The organism is Methanobacteriaceae archaeon, assembly GCA_029219465.1.
GTDB lineage: Archaea > Methanobacteriota > Methanobacteria > Methanobacteriales > Methanobacteriaceae > Methanocatella.
Genome location: JAQXTL010000021.1, coordinates 1 through 16,097, shown reverse-complemented (window position 1 = coordinate 16,097; position 16,097 = coordinate 1). Strand labels below are relative to the sequence as shown.

At 31.7% G+C, this 16,097-nt stretch carries 22 protein-coding genes; all 22 read left to right on the top strand.

Annotated features, from left to right (window positions below):
* The first annotated feature begins 3 nt into the window (after positions 1-3).
* The 22 genes from PUD86_08800 (at position 4) to upp (ending at position 15,931) form a co-directional block, all read left to right on the top strand.
* Positions 4-273, top strand: coding sequence for a DUF2108 domain-containing protein (locus PUD86_08800; GenBank protein MDD6777376.1), 270 nt, complete (start codon positions 4-6; stop codon positions 271-273).
* Positions 266-526 carry an EhaE family protein gene (locus tag PUD86_08795; protein MDD6777375.1) on the top strand — a complete coding sequence of 87 codons (261 nt, stop codon included), beginning with the start codon at positions 266-268 and terminating at the stop codon, positions 524-526. Before PUD86_08800 ends, PUD86_08795 begins: the two co-directional genes overlap by 8 nt.
* Complete coding sequence (locus PUD86_08790) at positions 523-1,116, top strand: EhaF family protein (protein MDD6777374.1); 594 nt, start codon at positions 523-525, stop codon at positions 1,114-1,116. The genes PUD86_08795 and PUD86_08790 overlap by 4 nt, the downstream gene beginning before the upstream one ends.
* Positions 1,116-1,808 carry an EhaG family protein gene (locus PUD86_08785; GenBank protein ID MDD6777373.1) on the top strand — a complete coding sequence of 231 codons (693 nt, stop codon included), beginning with the start codon at positions 1,116-1,118 and terminating at the stop codon, positions 1,806-1,808. The genes PUD86_08790 and PUD86_08785 overlap by 1 nt, the downstream gene beginning before the upstream one ends.
* A 9-nt stretch (positions 1,809-1,817) precedes the next feature.
* Positions 1,818-2,489 (top strand): hypothetical protein, encoded by a 672-nt coding sequence (locus tag PUD86_08780; protein ID MDD6777372.1) that lies wholly within the window; start codon positions 1,818-1,820, stop codon positions 2,487-2,489.
* Between the two features lie 8 nt (positions 2,490-2,497).
* Positions 2,498-2,713 carry a DUF788 domain-containing protein gene (locus tag PUD86_08775; GenBank protein MDD6777371.1) on the top strand — a complete coding sequence of 72 codons (216 nt, stop codon included), beginning with the start codon at positions 2,498-2,500 and terminating at the stop codon, positions 2,711-2,713.
* Between the two features lie 9 nt (positions 2,714-2,722).
* Entirely contained in the window at positions 2,723-3,595 is an 873-nt protein-coding gene (locus PUD86_08770; protein MDD6777370.1) for an NADH-quinone oxidoreductase subunit H, read from the top strand.
* A complete protein-coding gene (locus tag PUD86_08765) occupies positions 3,592-3,846 on the top strand; it encodes a hypothetical protein (protein ID MDD6777369.1) in 255 nt (84 codons plus the stop codon). Before PUD86_08770 ends, PUD86_08765 begins: the two co-directional genes overlap by 4 nt.
* An 8-nt stretch (positions 3,847-3,854) precedes the next feature.
* On the top strand, positions 3,855-4,160 hold the full coding sequence (locus PUD86_08760) for a DUF2104 family protein (GenBank protein ID MDD6777368.1): 306 nt from the start codon (positions 3,855-3,857) through the stop codon (positions 4,158-4,160).
* A 5-nt stretch (positions 4,161-4,165) separates the two neighbouring features.
* Positions 4,166-4,552: a DUF1959 family protein gene (locus tag PUD86_08755; GenBank protein MDD6777367.1), complete on the top strand. Its 387-nt coding sequence runs from the start codon at positions 4,166-4,168 to the stop codon at positions 4,550-4,552.
* A 35-nt stretch (positions 4,553-4,587) separates the two neighbouring features.
* A complete protein-coding gene (locus PUD86_08750) occupies positions 4,588-5,037 on the top strand; it encodes an NADH-quinone oxidoreductase subunit B family protein (protein ID MDD6777366.1) in 450 nt (149 codons plus the stop codon).
* Positions 5,034-6,158, top strand: a complete 1,125-nt coding sequence (locus tag PUD86_08745; GenBank protein ID MDD6777365.1) for a nickel-dependent hydrogenase large subunit — start codon at positions 5,034-5,036, stop codon at positions 6,156-6,158. The genes PUD86_08750 and PUD86_08745 overlap by 4 nt, the downstream gene beginning before the upstream one ends.
* Positions 6,158-7,180, top strand: a complete 1,023-nt coding sequence (locus PUD86_08740) for a 4Fe-4S binding protein (protein ID MDD6777364.1) — start codon at positions 6,158-6,160, stop codon at positions 7,178-7,180. The genes PUD86_08745 and PUD86_08740 overlap by 1 nt, the downstream gene beginning before the upstream one ends.
* Before the next feature lie 4 nt (positions 7,181-7,184).
* A complete protein-coding gene (locus PUD86_08735; protein MDD6777363.1) occupies positions 7,185-8,543 on the top strand; it encodes a 4Fe-4S binding protein in 1,359 nt (452 codons plus the stop codon).
* Positions 8,544-8,547: 4 nt separating this feature from the next.
* Positions 8,548-9,594 carry a hypothetical protein gene (locus tag PUD86_08730; GenBank protein ID MDD6777362.1) on the top strand — a complete coding sequence of 349 codons (1,047 nt, stop codon included), beginning with the start codon at positions 8,548-8,550 and terminating at the stop codon, positions 9,592-9,594.
* Positions 9,595-9,604: 10 nt separating this feature from the next.
* Positions 9,605-10,495, top strand: coding sequence for a formylmethanofuran--tetrahydromethanopterin N-formyltransferase (locus tag PUD86_08725; protein MDD6777361.1), 891 nt, complete (start codon positions 9,605-9,607; stop codon positions 10,493-10,495).
* A gap of 10 nt (positions 10,496-10,505) precedes the next feature.
* Positions 10,506-11,438, top strand: coding sequence for a carbohydrate kinase family protein (locus PUD86_08720; GenBank protein ID MDD6777360.1), 933 nt, complete (start codon positions 10,506-10,508; stop codon positions 11,436-11,438).
* 47 nt (positions 11,439-11,485) lie between these two features.
* On the top strand, positions 11,486-12,313 hold the full coding sequence (locus PUD86_08715) for a 4Fe-4S binding protein (GenBank protein MDD6777359.1): 828 nt from the start codon (positions 11,486-11,488) through the stop codon (positions 12,311-12,313).
* A gap of 10 nt (positions 12,314-12,323) precedes the next feature.
* The gene (locus tag PUD86_08710) at positions 12,324-12,959 is read left to right on the top strand and encodes a CBS domain-containing protein (GenBank protein MDD6777358.1); all 636 of its coding nucleotides are present in this window, start codon (positions 12,324-12,326) and stop codon (positions 12,957-12,959) included.
* Positions 12,960-13,136: 177 nt separating this feature from the next.
* Complete coding sequence (locus tag PUD86_08705; protein ID MDD6777357.1) at positions 13,137-13,778, top strand: queuosine precursor transporter; 642 nt, start codon at positions 13,137-13,139, stop codon at positions 13,776-13,778.
* Positions 13,779-14,022: 244 nt separating this feature from the next.
* The gene (locus PUD86_08700; protein ID MDD6777356.1) at positions 14,023-15,312 is read left to right on the top strand and encodes a uracil-xanthine permease family protein; all 1,290 of its coding nucleotides are present in this window, start codon (positions 14,023-14,025) and stop codon (positions 15,310-15,312) included.
* Positions 15,305-15,931 (top strand): uracil phosphoribosyltransferase, encoded by a 627-nt coding sequence (upp, locus tag PUD86_08695; GenBank protein MDD6777355.1) that lies wholly within the window; start codon positions 15,305-15,307, stop codon positions 15,929-15,931. The genes PUD86_08700 and upp overlap by 8 nt, the downstream gene beginning before the upstream one ends.
* The last annotated feature ends 166 nt before the right edge of the window (positions 15,932-16,097 follow it).

Here is a 16,097-nt window from a genome sequence, read left to right as displayed (position 1 = left end):
TAAGTGGAGTTTTTCGTATCAATAATTGCAATTGCATTAATGCTTATCGGAGCATTGGGAGTTATATTTCTCAAAAAACCATTAGATAAAGTCATAATGTTTTCAATAATGGATTTGGGATTTGTATTGGTAATTGTTTTATTCAAATATTTGGATGTATCAATGTTTGCTGCATTAGTAGGTCCATTATCCACATTGATATTCATTTTATCTATTGTTAAGATTAATGAGATTAGAAAAAAGAAAATTGCAAGTGGTGATGCTGATGATTAATGTTTCATTATTCTTTTACTTTGGAATTTTCCTTGCAATTATAGGAAGTATTGCTGCAGCATGGGGTCCTGGTGTAAACGACCCTGTTGTTAGGACATTCAATACTGAAATAGCTTCAATTGGTGTTTGTTTAGTATTGTTATGTTATAATCATGTCTTAGCATTATTTACATTACTTGCAGCTACTGTGATTATTAGTTTAATTTTATTTAGAGCTATTATTCGTTTAGAAGAAATGGGGGCTGATGTATGAGGATTGGTGTTTTATGGAATAAGCTAGCTAATCCAAAAAATATTCCTAGATTATTTGCATTCAGTTTAGGAATTATTTTAATTATAGGATTAATTGTTCCGATGGCTTTAAATCCGGATCAAATTTATGTAAGGCCTGCTCCACAAGAGCAAGCAGATCAAGGATTAGCTCTTGCACCTTATGATAGGGGTGGGGAAGTTTTAACTCAACCGGGAAATATTAATCCACAGTATCCTGAAAATGCCGCTCAATTAGGTATGATAACAGGTTATATGTCTCCATTAGCTCAATGGATATCTTCAATATCTCCTTACTTTGGAACATCTATTTATTCATCTCCTGGTGGGCTTATAGATGAAATCTTGTATTATACAAGGGGATTCGATACTATATTGGAGTCTTCCATTTTAATGATGTCATTTATCATTGCTTCATGGTTATCTATCAATTATACAATGGATAGGAAAAATGACAAATCAGAAATTAAAAAAGATGTTAAAAAAGCTATTGACAACTCAACTAAAGTAGCTAATGAAGTTAAAGCAAGTGATTCAAAAGCTAGAGCAAAACAATTAAGGAGGGATAACTGATGGTGCTTTTACCTGAATTTGTTCCAACTATGTTTTTAAACATGTATTTGCCAGCAATTTATGCAGGATTAATTGTAGGATTTATTGCAACAATGGCAATAGCACTAAAAAGAGAAGAAATTCATATTCTTATCTTAACTGACCTTGTTGGTCTTGCTATGATTTTTGTTGTATCTGCTGTTGGTACTGATCTTGCAGAATCTTTAATCTTACCTGGTTTGGTAGTAGAACTTGCAGAAACTTTGGCAATTTCTGAAATTTTAATTACACGTGAAATGCGTATGATTGAGAATAATTCAAGAAAGATGTCTAAATCTTCTTCATTATTCCCACAGCCATTTGCTTTAAATATGGAAATTATGCAAACTGCTCCTAACTTTATTGCATTGGTATTAATCGGTTATGGTATTTTCTTAACTGGTTTTACTGGAGGTGCAGTAGCTGGTGGTGGAATAGTATTATATGCATTGTCTAAAAAAGCAAGAGGTCTTCCAGTACTTGTTGTGGATGGTCTTGCAGGAGTATCAGGTATTGCATGGTGTATATGGATAATAGGTTTCTTATTATTCTTCGTAGCTCCTCAATACTGGTTATTGAGTTTATTCTTAGCAGCATGTGGTTTATTACTAAAAGTAGCTTCAAAAATAGGTTTAATTGGACTACTTATGAGAGAGGACATTGATAAGGAGTAGGTGATGAGTATGGATTTTGTTACACTTGGAGGAAATGTACTTGGAACAATTCCACTTGGAGATATTGTATTATACTTAACTCCGTTTAATTTGTTCTTATTTACAGTATTGATCGGTTTTACAATAATGATTGGTCTAAGTAAACCTGAAACTCAAATAGAAGCTTCAATGCATCATTTAACCAACACAGAAGTTAAAGTTGGAGCTAAAGAATTTAAACAAAGAAGATTCTTATCTGTAATTTGTGGAATAGCATCTGCAGGAGCAATGATTACTGGAGATTTATTTAACTTCACATTATTCATGGCTTTGGTAGGTATGTTAAACATTGGTATTGTATCTGCTGTAAAACAAACAAGTGTTTTAAACTCTGCATTTAACTATGGTTTAATTGCTATGATGTGTAGTTTACCATTGTTTGGTGGTGCAGCTATTATTCTTGCATCTGCAGGAACATTATCTCTTGCAGCATTGTCTCAAATGCCAGCAACACCTATGATGGTATTTGGTGCAATATTGATGTTAATAGGTATTTTAGGTGAAAGTGGAGTAGCACCATTCTTTGCAAGTAAAGCAGAAATGTTTAGGACTGCTGGATCTCCATTTATTGTTATTATTCACTTAAGTTCATTGTTTATTATTGTAAGAGCTGTTGAAATTTTATTATTAGTATTGGGGTAGTGGTAGTTATGGATAGTCAAAAAAGTTTATGTATTATTTTAGTAGTGTTATCAACAATAGCTATTCTTTCTTGTTTAGTTATAAACTTTGAAGCATGGATTGTTTATACTGTAGCTATCTTTGGTATACCTACATTACTATTGTCTTTAGGTTTATTGACTATGGCTAAACCAAGACCTGAAGATGCGGACGAAAGGGTGAAAGAACCGTTTACTGGATATTAGTGTGGTATTATGAATTTAATGGCAGAAATTTTAATTCAAGTTATTATTGCATTTGTAGCTGGAAGTTTACTTTTAGGTTTACATAGAAAAATTATGGCTCGTGTTCAAAAACGTCCAGGACCACCTATTGTCCAACACTTGTTACACTCTTTGAAATTTTTCTTTAAAGAAACAGCATTTCCAAAAACAGTCTCTAAAATATTTTACATAGGTATTGTATTTATTTTAGCATTAATCTGGATTGTAGGGGTTATTGTAGGTCCTGTAGCTCATAATTCTTTATTAATCTTATTTGGAGTATATGCAGTTTATAAAATTGTTGAACACAACTCTGGATCAAGTTCAGGTTCACCATATGGTAAATTAAGCTGTGTAAGGGCAGTATTATCTGCGGCAACTGAACTTCCATTATTTGCAGCAATTGTATTTGTTTATTTGGTTACTGGCTCAATGAATATTGGTGAGATTATTGCTTATCAATCAGCTCATGGACCTTTAGTATTTACTATTCCTCTTGCTGCTTTGATGTTTTTCATGTTGATTATTACAAAATCACCATATTCTCCATTTGCAATAACAAAGGATAAAGCATTAGTTTCAGGTTTTGAAACAGAACACTTTGGATTTTTAAGAGGTTTCATGTTATTTTCAGAATCCATTGCATGGTATGTATTGTTATGGGTATTCTTAACAATATTCTTCGGACCATTGAATGCAGTCGGATATTTAGTTGGAATGATTCTAATTACATTCATCACAGCATTTATTAATGCTACAACTCCGATTTTAAGTCCAAATCATTCAGTAATGACTCAAATAACAATTGGAGCTATTTGTTTCTTCGGAACAATAATTATGATGTTTGGTGGGGTGATTTTATGAATAGTGAAGATGTGATTGTATATTTAACTACATTAGTTGGTGTTGGTGTAATTATTGTAGGAATATTGGCAACATTATTACACTCTGTAGTTCTCTTACCTATTGTAGTAATTGGAATCATCTTAACAGTCTTTTTATTATTGTCAAGAGGTAACTTTTCACATAAAATAGAAAGTATGGAAAAAATATGTTTTGTTATAACATTAATTGCAATTATTTGTTCATTTATATTGCTTTATAAACCAATGTAGGGGATATTATGTTAGATTATATGATTTATATTGTTGTATTTGCGATAGGTTCTATTCTTGGTTTACTTTACAGTTATAAATTACATGGTGAACCTTATGTTGCAAACACTGAATTTAATGTATTGTTGGCAGTAGGTTCAGTTGTAGGCTGGTGTTTAGGTTTTCTATCCAATAATATTGTCCTAGCAACTATTGGTTTTTTAGTAGCAGGATTTGTAATGGGTGGAAGACCAGGATATGGAAGAAAAGAAACTGCTTGCGGTTTAATTGTTGCTGTCGTCTTATATTTCTTATTAAAAAGTGGGATGTTGTGATTTAAATGGATGATAAATTAGAATTAATGCAAAATAGAATAATTAAAAGTTATGCTTGGCAAAGAGATATTATTGTTCCACTTTCTAAGGAGTTTGACTGTAGCACTGATGAATTGGAGAAAGTATTCTTTGATTTGTTGGATATGAGTTCACTTGAAGCTCTACATGGTACCTTAGAATCTGCTAATGATATATGTTTATATCAAAAATTTAATGCAGATTTAAGATTATGCTGGTTTATAGACACATTAGAATTAATACCTCGCAAAGATGGTAAAGAATTAAAAATGAAATTAGTAAACGAAGTTAAAAACGGCAAATCTTATGAGGATGCCTTAAAAGAAGGTAGATTAGAATTATTCGAACTATTGAAAAGACAAACTGAATATTAATGTTTATTAGATTATTTAAATAAAAGAGGGAGTACATGTTAGACGTTGTTAAAGATGCTGTGAGGAAAAGCTCAATTCATGTCTGTATTGTAAATTGTGGAGGATGTAATGGGTGTGATGTTGAAGTCGTCGCATTATTATCTCCAAGATATGATTTAGAGCAATATGGTATTTACGTTCATAATAATCCTCGTGAAGCAGATGTCTTATTATTAACTGGTGCTGTAACCGAACAATGGGTTCATAATCTAAAAAGAGTTTATGATAAAGCTCCAGAACCAAAAATCGTAGTTGCTGTTGGGAATTGTCCTCAGTCTGGGGATGTTTTTGCTCAAGAAGGTGGTAAAGTCCACGCTCCAGCATCTGATTTTATTCCAGTTGATGCAGCTATTCCAGGATGTCCACCTAGACCTAGTGAAATTTTAGAAGCAATTTTATCTGTAGGTCCACAGGCTATTGCTGATCGTGGGAGGGAAGAAAAATGATTGTACCAATAGGACCTATTCACCCTGCTTTAAAAGAACCTGTTAGACTTAAACTTCAAACTGAAGGTGAAAGGGTTGTTAAAGCTGAAATTGAATATGGTTATGTTCATAGAGGAATTGAAAAGATAATTGAAGGGCAAAATTGGCAAAAAGGAATTTATCTTTGTGAAAGAGTATGTGGTATCTGTTCATATGAACACACTCAGACATTCGCAGAGACAATTGAAAAAATTTCCAATGTTGATGTCCCTCCAAGAGCTCAGTTTTTAAGGATAATCACAAATGAGCTTGACAGGATTCAAAGTCATTTACTTGCTAACTCAACATTTTTCAAATCATTGGACCATGAAACATTATTTATGCATGTTTTAGAATTAAGGGAATATGCAATGGATTCAATTGAATTATTAACTGGAAACAGAGTTAATATGGGTTGGAATGTTGTCGGAGGAGTTAGAATGGATGCAGATGAGCGCCATTTCGAACCGATTCTTGAAAACCTCAAAAAAATTGAAGAAGGATTTGAAACTACAAGAGCATTATTTGCAGAAGGTCCAGTTTTAGCTCTAAGATCCAAAGGAATTGGATACATGAGTAAAAAAGAAGCTATTAAAGGACGTTCAGTTGGACCTATTGGAAGAGCTTCAGGTATTAAAGAAGACTACAGGAATGGTCATTACACTTATGATGATTATTTTGATTTTAAAGTAATCAGAAGAAAAGAAGGGGATAACTACGCTAGAACATTAACTAGATTTGATGAAATTCCAGAATCAATCAGTTTAGTTAGACAAGCTATTGAAAATATGCCTAAAGGAGATATCCGTACTCCTGTTGATTTAAAATCAGGATATGCAATGACTAAAAACGAAGCTCCTCGTGGAGAAGTAACCTACATGATTGAAACTAATGGTAATTTAATTAAACATATTTCTATTAGAACTCCAAGTATTGCAAATATGGATTCCTGTGCAAAATATATGATTAGGGATGTTCCAACAATTGCTGATGCTGTTGCAACCTACGCATCATGTGATCCTTGTGTTGCTTGTGCTGAAAGAGTAGCTATTACCAATGAGCATGGAAAAACAGAATTTAAAAATATTCATGAGGTGAAATAATGTCATCTCTAATGTGGTATATTTATGATTTTGCAAGAAAAGCATGGGCTAGTGCATTTACTGATGCAAAGACAAATCCAGAAATTGCTGAAAAACCTGAAAGGTTTAGAGATTTTCCAAAAGTTAATAAAGAATTCTGTATAGGGTGTGGAGCATGTACAGTTTCCTGTCCTTCTCCTCATGCGATTAAAATTGTAAGGGAAATGGATGATGAATCTGGTGAAGGTTCTACTTATCCAATTATCAATCCTAGTTCATGTATTCGCTGCGGTTTTTGTGCTGAAGTTTGTCCAACCGATCCAAAAACATTGGAATGTGGATTAAATCATTTAATATTGCCTGAATTCAATCTTATTCCGTCAAAAAGACAATTTATTGTTGACGATTATTTATGTATTAAATGTAAAAAATGTTTGAAAAACTGTCCGGTTGATGCAATAGGTCAAGAAGATGGTAAAATTGTTGTAGATCAACTTAAATGTATCTATTGTAGTGACTGTTTAGATGTATGTCCAGTTAATGGAGCTATGAAAAGAGTATTTGTTGATAACTTACAAGATCAAAAAGAATTGATTTTATTATGTGTAAATTATCTTGAAGACTTCATTAATTCAAAAGAAGATGATTTAAGGTCTCTAGAACATAATGGTCTTTTACAGTACGATGTTTCAATTTCTGAAATCATGGATGATGCATTAAAAATTATTCCTGATAGGGAAGTTTCTTTTGAAATCATGTCTAATACAGTAAACAGACTTAAAATCAGAGTAATTGATTGGGATAAATCAAAATGTGAAAAATGTCAATTATGTATCCCAGATTGTCCTACTAGCTGTATTTCCTTTGATGATGATAAAGATACTATTGTAAGGGATAAAAGCAGATGTCTACGTTGCAGTATCTGTTATCAGACCTGTCCGTTCTCAGTAATTAAATATTTCATGGCTAAATTTGCATGTGATGATGAAAATATTCATATTATTGTTAAAGCATCTAATTTAAATGAGGATATTGTGGAGTGAGCTTATGATTGATAGTTATACTAAAACACCAAGGCCATTAAGACGTGTTGATGTTGATTATGTAATAGATCAAACAAAATGTGCAAACTGTAAGGATAAACCTTGTCTTAATTCATGTCCTATTGATGCTATTTACACAGATATTGAAGAAAATATTATTAAAATAAGAAGCACCTGTTTTGGTTGTGTATTATGTCGTAATGCATGTCCATATGATGCAATTTCTCTTGATGTACATATGGATCCACCTATAAAGGAAAATGTTCCCAATATTAATGTAAAATTATGTAAAGCATGTGGAGCATGTGTACAGGCATGTAAAAAAGGTTCAATTCATATAGTTTCTGATGGAAAACATCCTCCTCACAGTGAAATCGATAAAGAAAGCTGTGTTCGTTGTGGATATTGTTTTAGAGTATGTCCGACTGATGCAATTAAATATGGTCAATTACTTCCTAAAACAGTCAAAGGAGGTAAGGCAATTGTTGTTAATCAGGACAACTGTATTGGTTGTATGACATGTACAAGAGTCTGTCCGTCAATGGGGGCATTAAATGTTGCAAGAACCAACAAATTACCCTACATTAATCCAGGATATTGTGCAAGATGTGAAGAATGTATGCACTCATGTCCTTCAGGAGCAATCAAATACTCTTCACGTAAAAAAGCTTATAAAATGTATAGTGAGATTAAATCATTTGATATAGTTTCTGACATTGTTGATCATGATATTAAAAGATTATCCTTGGATTTAATCAGTTTAAACACTGTTTTAAGAAAAGTTGGTAAATCCATTGCATTAGAATTCAATGATCAGACTTTCGAGAATTTCATTGAATGTAAAGTAAATGATATGATGGAAAAAGAATTAAGCATTAGTCTTAATTCAAATATTGAAGTCGGAGTATTCAATAAGCTATTTGGTTCCTATTTAATGGACCGTAATATTGAAGTTTACACCAATAAATGTATTGCTTGTGGAGATTGTTACAATGTATGTCCTGTTGGTGCAATAAATCTAAACGGACCAAATCCTATTACTATCTCAGATGAATGTATCTATTGTGGTAAATGTGTAGAACAATGTAAATTCGATGCAATTGGAGCGTATGATGATTATTTCTACAGTAAGGAAACTGATTTGTATTATGCTAGATCTTATTTGCATGGTCAAAGAGTAGCGGATTTCACTCTTTCAAATGCAAAATGTCAGGCTTGTGCAATCTGTGCTAAAAACTGTCCAACTGAAGCATTAACCTTAGGTGATAATATGATGGAATTTGACAGTGAAAAATGTATTTACTGTAGAAACTGTGAAGAAATCTGTCCGCTTGATGCAATCAGATTAATTAATTTCAGGTGAGAAAATGTTTGAAAAATCATTTATTACTGATTGTGAAGGTCCATTAACATTAAATGACAATGCATTTGAATTGGCAGATAACTTCATAGAAAATGGTGGGAAATTATTTAAAATTCTCAGTTTATATGATGATTACTTGGTTGATATTGTAAAAAAAGAAAATTACAAAGCAGGTAATACATTAAAATTAATCTTACCATTTTTTGTTGTTGAGAATCTTAAAAATAAAGATTTAGTTGATTTTTCACAAAATCATATTTATTCAGTTGAGGACTCAAAATTCCTTTTAACTTACTTGCAAAAAGCAATGAATACTTACATAGTTAGTACTAGTTATGGTCAATATATTGAAGCTATTTCAAATTATATGGAATTACCATTTGAAAATACATTTTACACTAAAGTAGATGTAGATGCATTAGCACTAACTGACGATGAAATTAATAAAATCAATGAATTCAAACAAATGATTTTAGATAATCCTGAGGATTATGAGTTATTTGATGATATTTTCTTTTCTCAAATTGCAAAAATGAGTATTTATGAAAATATCAAAGATATTGAAGTCGTTGGAGGACAAGGAAAAAAATTAGCTATTGACAAAATCATTGAAAGGGACAATATCAATAAAAATGAAATATTCTATATTGGAGACAGTATTACTGATGTTGAACCTTTAGATTTCGCTTTTAAGAACAATGGTATTAGTGTATCATTTAATGGTAATGAATATCCTCTTAAAGTTGCTGAAATAGCGGTTGTATCTCCAAGTGCAATAACAACTGCAGTACTTGCTAATATTTATGCAAATAATGATAAAACAAAAGTCATTGAATTCATTAATGATTATAATAACTTGGATAATTATGAAGAATTATTTGAAAAGTATAATATTGATAATGAAATAAAAGAAAGATTCTTTGCTGTTTTTAATGATAAACAGTACCCATTAATCCAAATTATCAATGAAGATAACTTTGATGAAATTTTAAAGTATAGTAAAGAAATGCGAAATACTATTCGCGGTCAAGATATAGGTGAATTAGGTTAGGTGTATTAAAATGAGTTACGAAAAAGTAGAAGACACATTCTTTGAAGCATTTGAAGGAAAATACGTACGTGCTTTAATTACAGGTCCAACTGAAAACATAGTAAAAAGAGCAGCTTATGACTCCACATCAACCCCAAGTGCAGTTATCGGAAGAGTAGAAGGTGGTGTTGAAGGATTTTTAGATGAATCCCAAACTCCTGATGGAAGATTCGGTGCTGTTGTTCAATACTGGTTAGGTGGAGATGATGTTGATAAATTTGCTTTCGAATTATCCTACAGATTAAGACAGGACATCTTAGTAAAACCATTTACCCGTATTTTTGATTATTCTGATAATGACAGTGATGAATACATTGAAATGATGGACATTGTAGGTCACTGTGGTGACGGATACGAATGGATTGTTGAGGAATATGGCAGAAAAATGATTAATGTTCCAATTGCAGTTCCTGATTTCCAGATTGAAGAAAAATTTAAAATTAATGATGGAATAATGGGTGGAAACTTCTGGTATTTATGTTCTACTCATGAAGCAGTTATTGAAGCTGGTGAAGCAGTTATTGATGCAATTATGGATGTTGAAGGAGCCACAGCTCCATTTGATATTTGTTCTGCTGCATCAAAACCTGAAACTAATTTCCCAGAAATTGGCCCAACTACAAATCATGTTTATTGTCCTTCTCTTAAAGAACGTTTAGGTGATGAATCCAAAGTTCCTGAAGGAGTTAATTATATCCCAGAAATAGTTATAAATGCAGTTGATGAAAAATCAATGAATACGGCTGTTAAAGCAGGTATTGATGCTGCTTTGGAATTTGATGGCGTAATTGGAATATCTGCAGGTAATTTTGACGGTAAACTTGGAGATAAAAATATAAATTTATTAGATATATTAAAGTAAGGTTTTGAAAATGGAAATTCTAGATGATGATATTAATGCAGAAATTATCGGTTTTGGAGCATTAAATGTAGATAAACTTTATTCTGTTGCAAACATCGCAGGTAAAGATGAAGAAAGTTTCATAACTGCTGAAACTGATTCTCCAGGTGGTTCTGCAGCAAATACTATAGTAGGATTATCAAGATTAGGTTGCTCTACATCTTTCATTGGAAAAATTGCTGAAGATGATGACGGGGACTTAATTGAATATAATTTAGCTATTAATGGAGTTTATGCAAACAATTTAATATATTCTGAAACCGGATCAACCGGAAAATGCTTAGGATTTGTTGATGATAATGGTGAGAGATGTCTCTACATTGACCCTGGTGTTAATGATGAGATTAAAATTGATGAAATCAACCCTTTAAACATAATGAGATGTAAAATAATGCATTATACATCTTTTGTTGGGGATTCATTTAAAACTCAAATAGAATTATTGGAAATGTTAAATGAAAATACAATTCTAAGTTTTGATCCTGGAATGTTATATGTTCAAAAAGGATTTGATGAGTTAAAACCAATTCTTGATAGAACTGATATTTTACTTATCAATGAGTCCGAATTAAGATTATTATGTAATAATGATAAAGATTCCTTAAAAGATTTAGCTATTGGTTTTCTTGAATTAGGAATTGGAACTGTTGTTGTAAAACAAGGAGCAAAAGGAGTATTTGCAATGGATAATTCAACAGACTGCTTTGTTGAAGCGTATAAATCTGATGTTGTGGATACTACTGGTGCAGGAGACAGTTTCAATAGTGGATTTTTATACTCTTTCTTAAAAGGGTATGATTTAGAAAAATCCTGTAAAATAGGAAATTGGGTTGCTAGTAAATCAATCGAAGGATTTGGAATGGACAAATTCCCATCTGCTAAAGATTTGGAAGATGTCTTTTAGGTGAATTTATTAGATTAAATTAAAAAAATTGATTAGTTGGTATTAAAATGAATGTATCTTTTATAAAACAGATGGAAGACTTGGAACGTGAAGTGCTTTTAAAATCTGTTGATTTAGATGATGATGGTGATGATTTCCAGTTTGAGCTTGATGATTTCAATGCTCATGATGAAATCCTTGCAATTTCACCTAAATGTGTGAAATGTAATCTTTGTGTTGGAGAATGTCCAGTTAATGCAATTGAACCAGCTAATATTTTTAGAATAGCTAAAATAACTGATAATTGCGTTAAGTGTGAGATTTGTGTTCAAACTTGCCCAGTTTCTGCAATTAAATTAATTGATAATTCAATTATCTGTGATAGTGAGAATGAAGATAATGTAATTGAGTATAGATTAGCTAATGTCAGTTCTCGCCACAGAGTTATTCGTATGAATAATATTTCAATTGATTATTCTATTGATAATAATTGGGATGATTGTGCAAAATTATGTCCTACTAATGCATTTACTCTTGAATTTAAGGAGTTTTTTGATGATTTGGATATGGATGTGGGCATTGATCTTATTGAAGATGAATTATATCCATATGTCAATGAAAAGATGTGTATTGGATGCGGGGCATGTGTTGAAATTTCACTAAATGACTATGCAATCGATTTGGACCGTTATATAGGACCAATCATTCACAGTCGTGTAATTGATGTTAATCACGATTTGTGTGTCAACTGTTATTTATGTGAAGAAAATTGTCCAACTGGAGCTATTGAACTAGTTGGAGGACAAGTTGTTTTAGACGATGATAAATGTATTAGATGTATTAAATGCACAAGTCATTGTCCTGTTGTTGCTTTAAAAAGAGTAGTACTAGAATAGGGGTTTATTTATGAAAGCTAAAGAGTTAATGGATAAAAATTTTGTATATTTAAATGCAAATGATAGTGTTGTTGAAGTATCTAAAGTAATGGAAGAAATTAGACGTTTTACTTGTCCTGTTGTAAATGACAACAAACAGTTAATTGGATGGGTAACCTCATTTGACATTACTAAAGGATTAAGAGAAGGAAATGAAAAAATTTCTGAAATTATGAGTGGTTATGAAGAAATTGGAACCGTTCATGAAAATGATCCTGCAAGAAAAGCAGTAATCTTAACTGCAAATAACAAATTTGTTACAGTGCCTGTTGTAAATGATGATAAACAGGTTATTGGTATTGTTCGTTCATGTGATATTGTAGACTTATTATGTGATTTATATGATATTAAAGTCTCAAATCTTTATAAAACAATGCAAAACCAACTTAAAGGAGTATCATGGGAAGAATTAATGGCTGCATCAGCTTTAGTCTCCCAAAAAACCACAGGTGTTAAAATCACTGCAGAGGAATACGAAGAAGTTATTATGAATTCCACCTTCGGTGAAGCTATCTGGTCTACTGGTGGTTTAGAAAAATTCTTTGCAGGTTTAATTTCTGTTGGAGAATTGGTTATTGCTCGTAGAGTTGGAAAAGCAAGAAGATAGTAGTCTAATTTCATAAATCGACTCTTTAAAATTTTAATGGATTTACGTCCATTAATTGATGGTAAATGTTCTAAAGTTTCTATTGATTCTTTAGAATTATTTTTATCAATTCTATTTTTATTTAACAGCCAATTTTATGGTTAAATTTAATAATAGTAATAATCAAAAGTTAATTGTATGGATTTTAATTTTGATTTTACTGAAAAACGTGTAATTATAACTGCATTTTTCTGTATGGCATTTACAATTGCAAACTTAATTACTGTTAAAGTAATCGACCTTGGATTTTTAGGTATGGAAACTCCTGCTGGAGTTTTAATCTATCCTTTGGTATATATTTTAACAAATGTGATTGCTGATGTTTATGGTGAAAAAGTAGCTCAAAGAACCATTATTTTAGGTCTTTGTGTAGATATTTTATTTGTCTTTATGACAACTTTAATATTATTCTTACCTTCTCCAGCATTCTTTACTGGAGATTCCAGCCTTGCATTCGTATTCACACAAACTCCAAGAATCCTTGTTGCTTCATACATTAGTTACTTAATAGGTAACTTTGTAAACGCAAGAATCACTGCAAAATTAAACAAAGGCGAAGAATATTCTTCTGTTAAAAACTTAGGAATCATTGCTTTTAGTGAATTAATTGATAATTTCATATTCATTGGTCTTGCATTTATCGGAGTATTCACTGTTGGAGATATTTTAATAATGATTATCTCACATTGGATTTTAAGTTTGATTTGGAGTGCAATCGCTCAACCATTTACTAAATTAACTGTTAAATGGGCTGAGAAAGGAAAACCTGCAGATATTTAAATATGGGTTATGGGAATTAATTTTTCCCACTTTTTTTATTTTTTATATAAATCTTTTTTTAATCGTAAAGTATTTTATTTATTTGTTTAAATATATATTAATGGTCGGAAATTATTGTAAAGATATTTAAAAAGATTGTTTTGTATTTTTTAGATATTTTAACGATTATTTTTAGATTATTCAATAAATTTTTTTAAAATTGTTAATCAATTTATGATAAATATAGGAAATTTTTGTGATATTTATGGTTGAAGAAAATAATAATATGTTGCTTGGAGTTCGTGATAAACCTCCTGCAGTTAATTGGGTATTACTTGCTATTCAGCATGTATGTGCAATGTTTGGTGCTACTATTTTAGTACCTATTGTTGTAAACACCACTGCAGGTGCAGATGTTTTATCTATTCCAGTAGCATTGGTCACATCAGGTATTGGTACATTAATTTATCTTCTTTGTACTCGTGGAAGAAGTCCTGTATATCTAGGAAGTTCTTTTGCGTTTATCGCTCCTATGGTTGCAGGTTATGCATTAGCTGGTAAAGGCAGTGTATTTACTGCATTAATGATTGTTGGTTTATTATATTTCGCTATTTCATGTATTATTAGAGTTTCTGGAAAAGCATGGATTAATAAATTGTTACCTCCAGTAATTGTTGGTCCTATGATTATGGTTATTGGATTATCCCTTGCTCCAACTGCAATTAGTGAAATTGGTTTAGATTTACCAGTAATCCCATTAGAAAATCTTATTGTTGCTTTAGTTGCATTTTTAACCACTGCATTTTTAGCAGTTCGTGGAAAAGGTATTTTACGTGTAATTCCATTTTTAATAGGTATTATTGCAGGTTATATTGTAGCAGCTGCTCTTGGTATGGTTGATTTTTCCCAAACATTAGCTGCAAATGTAATTGAAATACCTAAATTCTACTTGCCATTCATGCATTATGACTTAAACTTTGCTGCTATTCTTACAATTGTTCCAATCGCTTTAGTAACAATTGTAGAACACATTGGGGACCACAAAGTATTAAGTGAAATCATTGGCCGTGATTTAATTGAAGATCCTGGTCTTGACAGAACTTTAATGGGTGACGGTATTGCTACATTTTGTGCTGCTTTATTAGGTGGTCCTGCTAACACTACTTACGGTGAAAACACTTCCGTTGTTGGTATGACCCGTGTAGCATCTGTTTATGTAATTGGTCTTGCTGCTATTATTGCAATTATCTTCGCATTCTCAGGACACTTAACCGCACTCTTAACCGCAATTCCTGCTCCTGTTTTAGGAGGTATTTCTGTACTCTTATACGGATTTATTTGTGTAAACGGTCTTAAAATTTTAATCCAAAACCAAGTTGACTTTAACAATACTAAAAATGTTGTAGTTGTTGCAACTATGCTTGTTTTAGGTTTAGGTGGAGCAACATTAGCTCTTGCATACGGTGATTTATCAATCGCAATGTCTGGTATGTCCCTTGCAGCTATTGTCGGTATTGTCTTAAATCTTGCAATTCCGGAGGAAAAACATGAATGAGTTTGTTTTAGATCATCCATTAATTACTCATAAACTTGCGTTCCTAAGAGATATTAATACTGGAACCAAAGAATTCAGGGAATTAGTTACTGAAATTTCAACTATTCTTGTTTATGAAGCAATGCGTGATGCAAAACTTGAAAGAACAACTATTCAAACTCCTCTCGAAGAAATGGTAACTGGTATTTTAGATGAGAATAATTATGCAATTGTCCCAATTTTAAGAGCTGGAATGGGCATGGTTGATGGGGTACTTAATGTTATTCCAAATGCAAAAATAGGTCATATTGGTCTTTACAGAAACGAAGAAACATTTGAACCTGTAGAGTATTACTACAAAATGCCTGAAGATATTGAAAACAGGGAAGTTTTAGTAATTGACCCTATGCTTGCAACAGGTGGAAGTGCATCTGCAACTATTTCCAGACTTAAACAAGATGGTGTAACAAGCATCAAATTTTTATGTATTGTTGCTGCTCCACAAGGTATTGAAACACTTGAAAACGATCATCCTGATGTTAAAATATTTTGTGCAACTGTTGACAGACAATTAAATGAAAATGCATATATTCTCCCAGGTCTTGGAGATGCTGGTGACAGAGTATATGGAACCAAATAGTAAAGTTTATCTTCACTTTTCTTCTTTTTTTTGAGTCTGTAAAATTTTATAGGCTTATTTGATTTTAAATTTTTTACAGTTGAAGTTTCACTTCGATGAAAATTCGTTCTAATTTTTCTTTAATTTAAATTTTAATGGCTAAAAAATAGTAAATTACTTAAATAAG

Bases quoted from the DNA above. Each gene is read 5' to 3' on its own strand.
- PUD86_08795 (MDD6777375.1), top strand. From the start codon at position 266: ATGATTAATGTTTCATTATTCTTTTACTTTGGAATTTTCCTTGCAATT.
- PUD86_08790 (MDD6777374.1), top strand. From the start codon at position 523: ATGAGGATTGGTGTTTTATGGAATAAGCTAGCTAATCCAAAAAATATT.
- PUD86_08785 (MDD6777373.1), top strand. From the start codon at position 1,116: ATGGTGCTTTTACCTGAATTTGTTCCAACTATGTTTTTAAACATGTAT.
- PUD86_08780 (MDD6777372.1), top strand. From the start codon at position 1,818: ATGGATTTTGTTACACTTGGAGGAAATGTACTTGGAACAATTCCACTT.
- PUD86_08775 (MDD6777371.1), top strand. From the start codon at position 2,498: ATGGATAGTCAAAAAAGTTTATGTATTATTTTAGTAGTGTTATCAACA.
- PUD86_08770 (MDD6777370.1), top strand. From the start codon at position 2,723: ATGAATTTAATGGCAGAAATTTTAATTCAAGTTATTATTGCATTTGTA.
- PUD86_08765 (MDD6777369.1), top strand. From the start codon at position 3,592: ATGAATAGTGAAGATGTGATTGTATATTTAACTACATTAGTTGGTGTT.
- PUD86_08760 (MDD6777368.1), top strand. From the start codon at position 3,855: ATGTTAGATTATATGATTTATATTGTTGTATTTGCGATAGGTTCTATT.
- PUD86_08755 (MDD6777367.1), top strand. From the start codon at position 4,166: ATGGATGATAAATTAGAATTAATGCAAAATAGAATAATTAAAAGTTAT.
- PUD86_08750 (MDD6777366.1), top strand. From the start codon at position 4,588: ATGTTAGACGTTGTTAAAGATGCTGTGAGGAAAAGCTCAATTCATGTC.
- PUD86_08745 (MDD6777365.1), top strand. From the start codon at position 5,034: ATGATTGTACCAATAGGACCTATTCACCCTGCTTTAAAAGAACCTGTT.
- PUD86_08740 (MDD6777364.1), top strand. From the start codon at position 6,158: ATGTCATCTCTAATGTGGTATATTTATGATTTTGCAAGAAAAGCATGG.
- PUD86_08735 (MDD6777363.1), top strand. From the start codon at position 7,185: ATGATTGATAGTTATACTAAAACACCAAGGCCATTAAGACGTGTTGAT.
- PUD86_08730 (MDD6777362.1), top strand. From the start codon at position 8,548: ATGTTTGAAAAATCATTTATTACTGATTGTGAAGGTCCATTAACATTA.
- PUD86_08725 (MDD6777361.1), top strand. From the start codon at position 9,605: ATGAGTTACGAAAAAGTAGAAGACACATTCTTTGAAGCATTTGAAGGA.
- PUD86_08720 (MDD6777360.1), top strand. From the start codon at position 10,506: ATGGAAATTCTAGATGATGATATTAATGCAGAAATTATCGGTTTTGGA.
- PUD86_08715 (MDD6777359.1), top strand. From the start codon at position 11,486: ATGAATGTATCTTTTATAAAACAGATGGAAGACTTGGAACGTGAAGTG.
- PUD86_08710 (MDD6777358.1), top strand. From the start codon at position 12,324: ATGAAAGCTAAAGAGTTAATGGATAAAAATTTTGTATATTTAAATGCA.
- PUD86_08705 (MDD6777357.1), top strand. From the start codon at position 13,137: ATGGATTTTAATTTTGATTTTACTGAAAAACGTGTAATTATAACTGCA.
- PUD86_08700 (MDD6777356.1), top strand. From the start codon at position 14,023: ATGGTTGAAGAAAATAATAATATGTTGCTTGGAGTTCGTGATAAACCT.
- upp (MDD6777355.1), top strand. From the start codon at position 15,305: ATGAATGAGTTTGTTTTAGATCATCCATTAATTACTCATAAACTTGCG.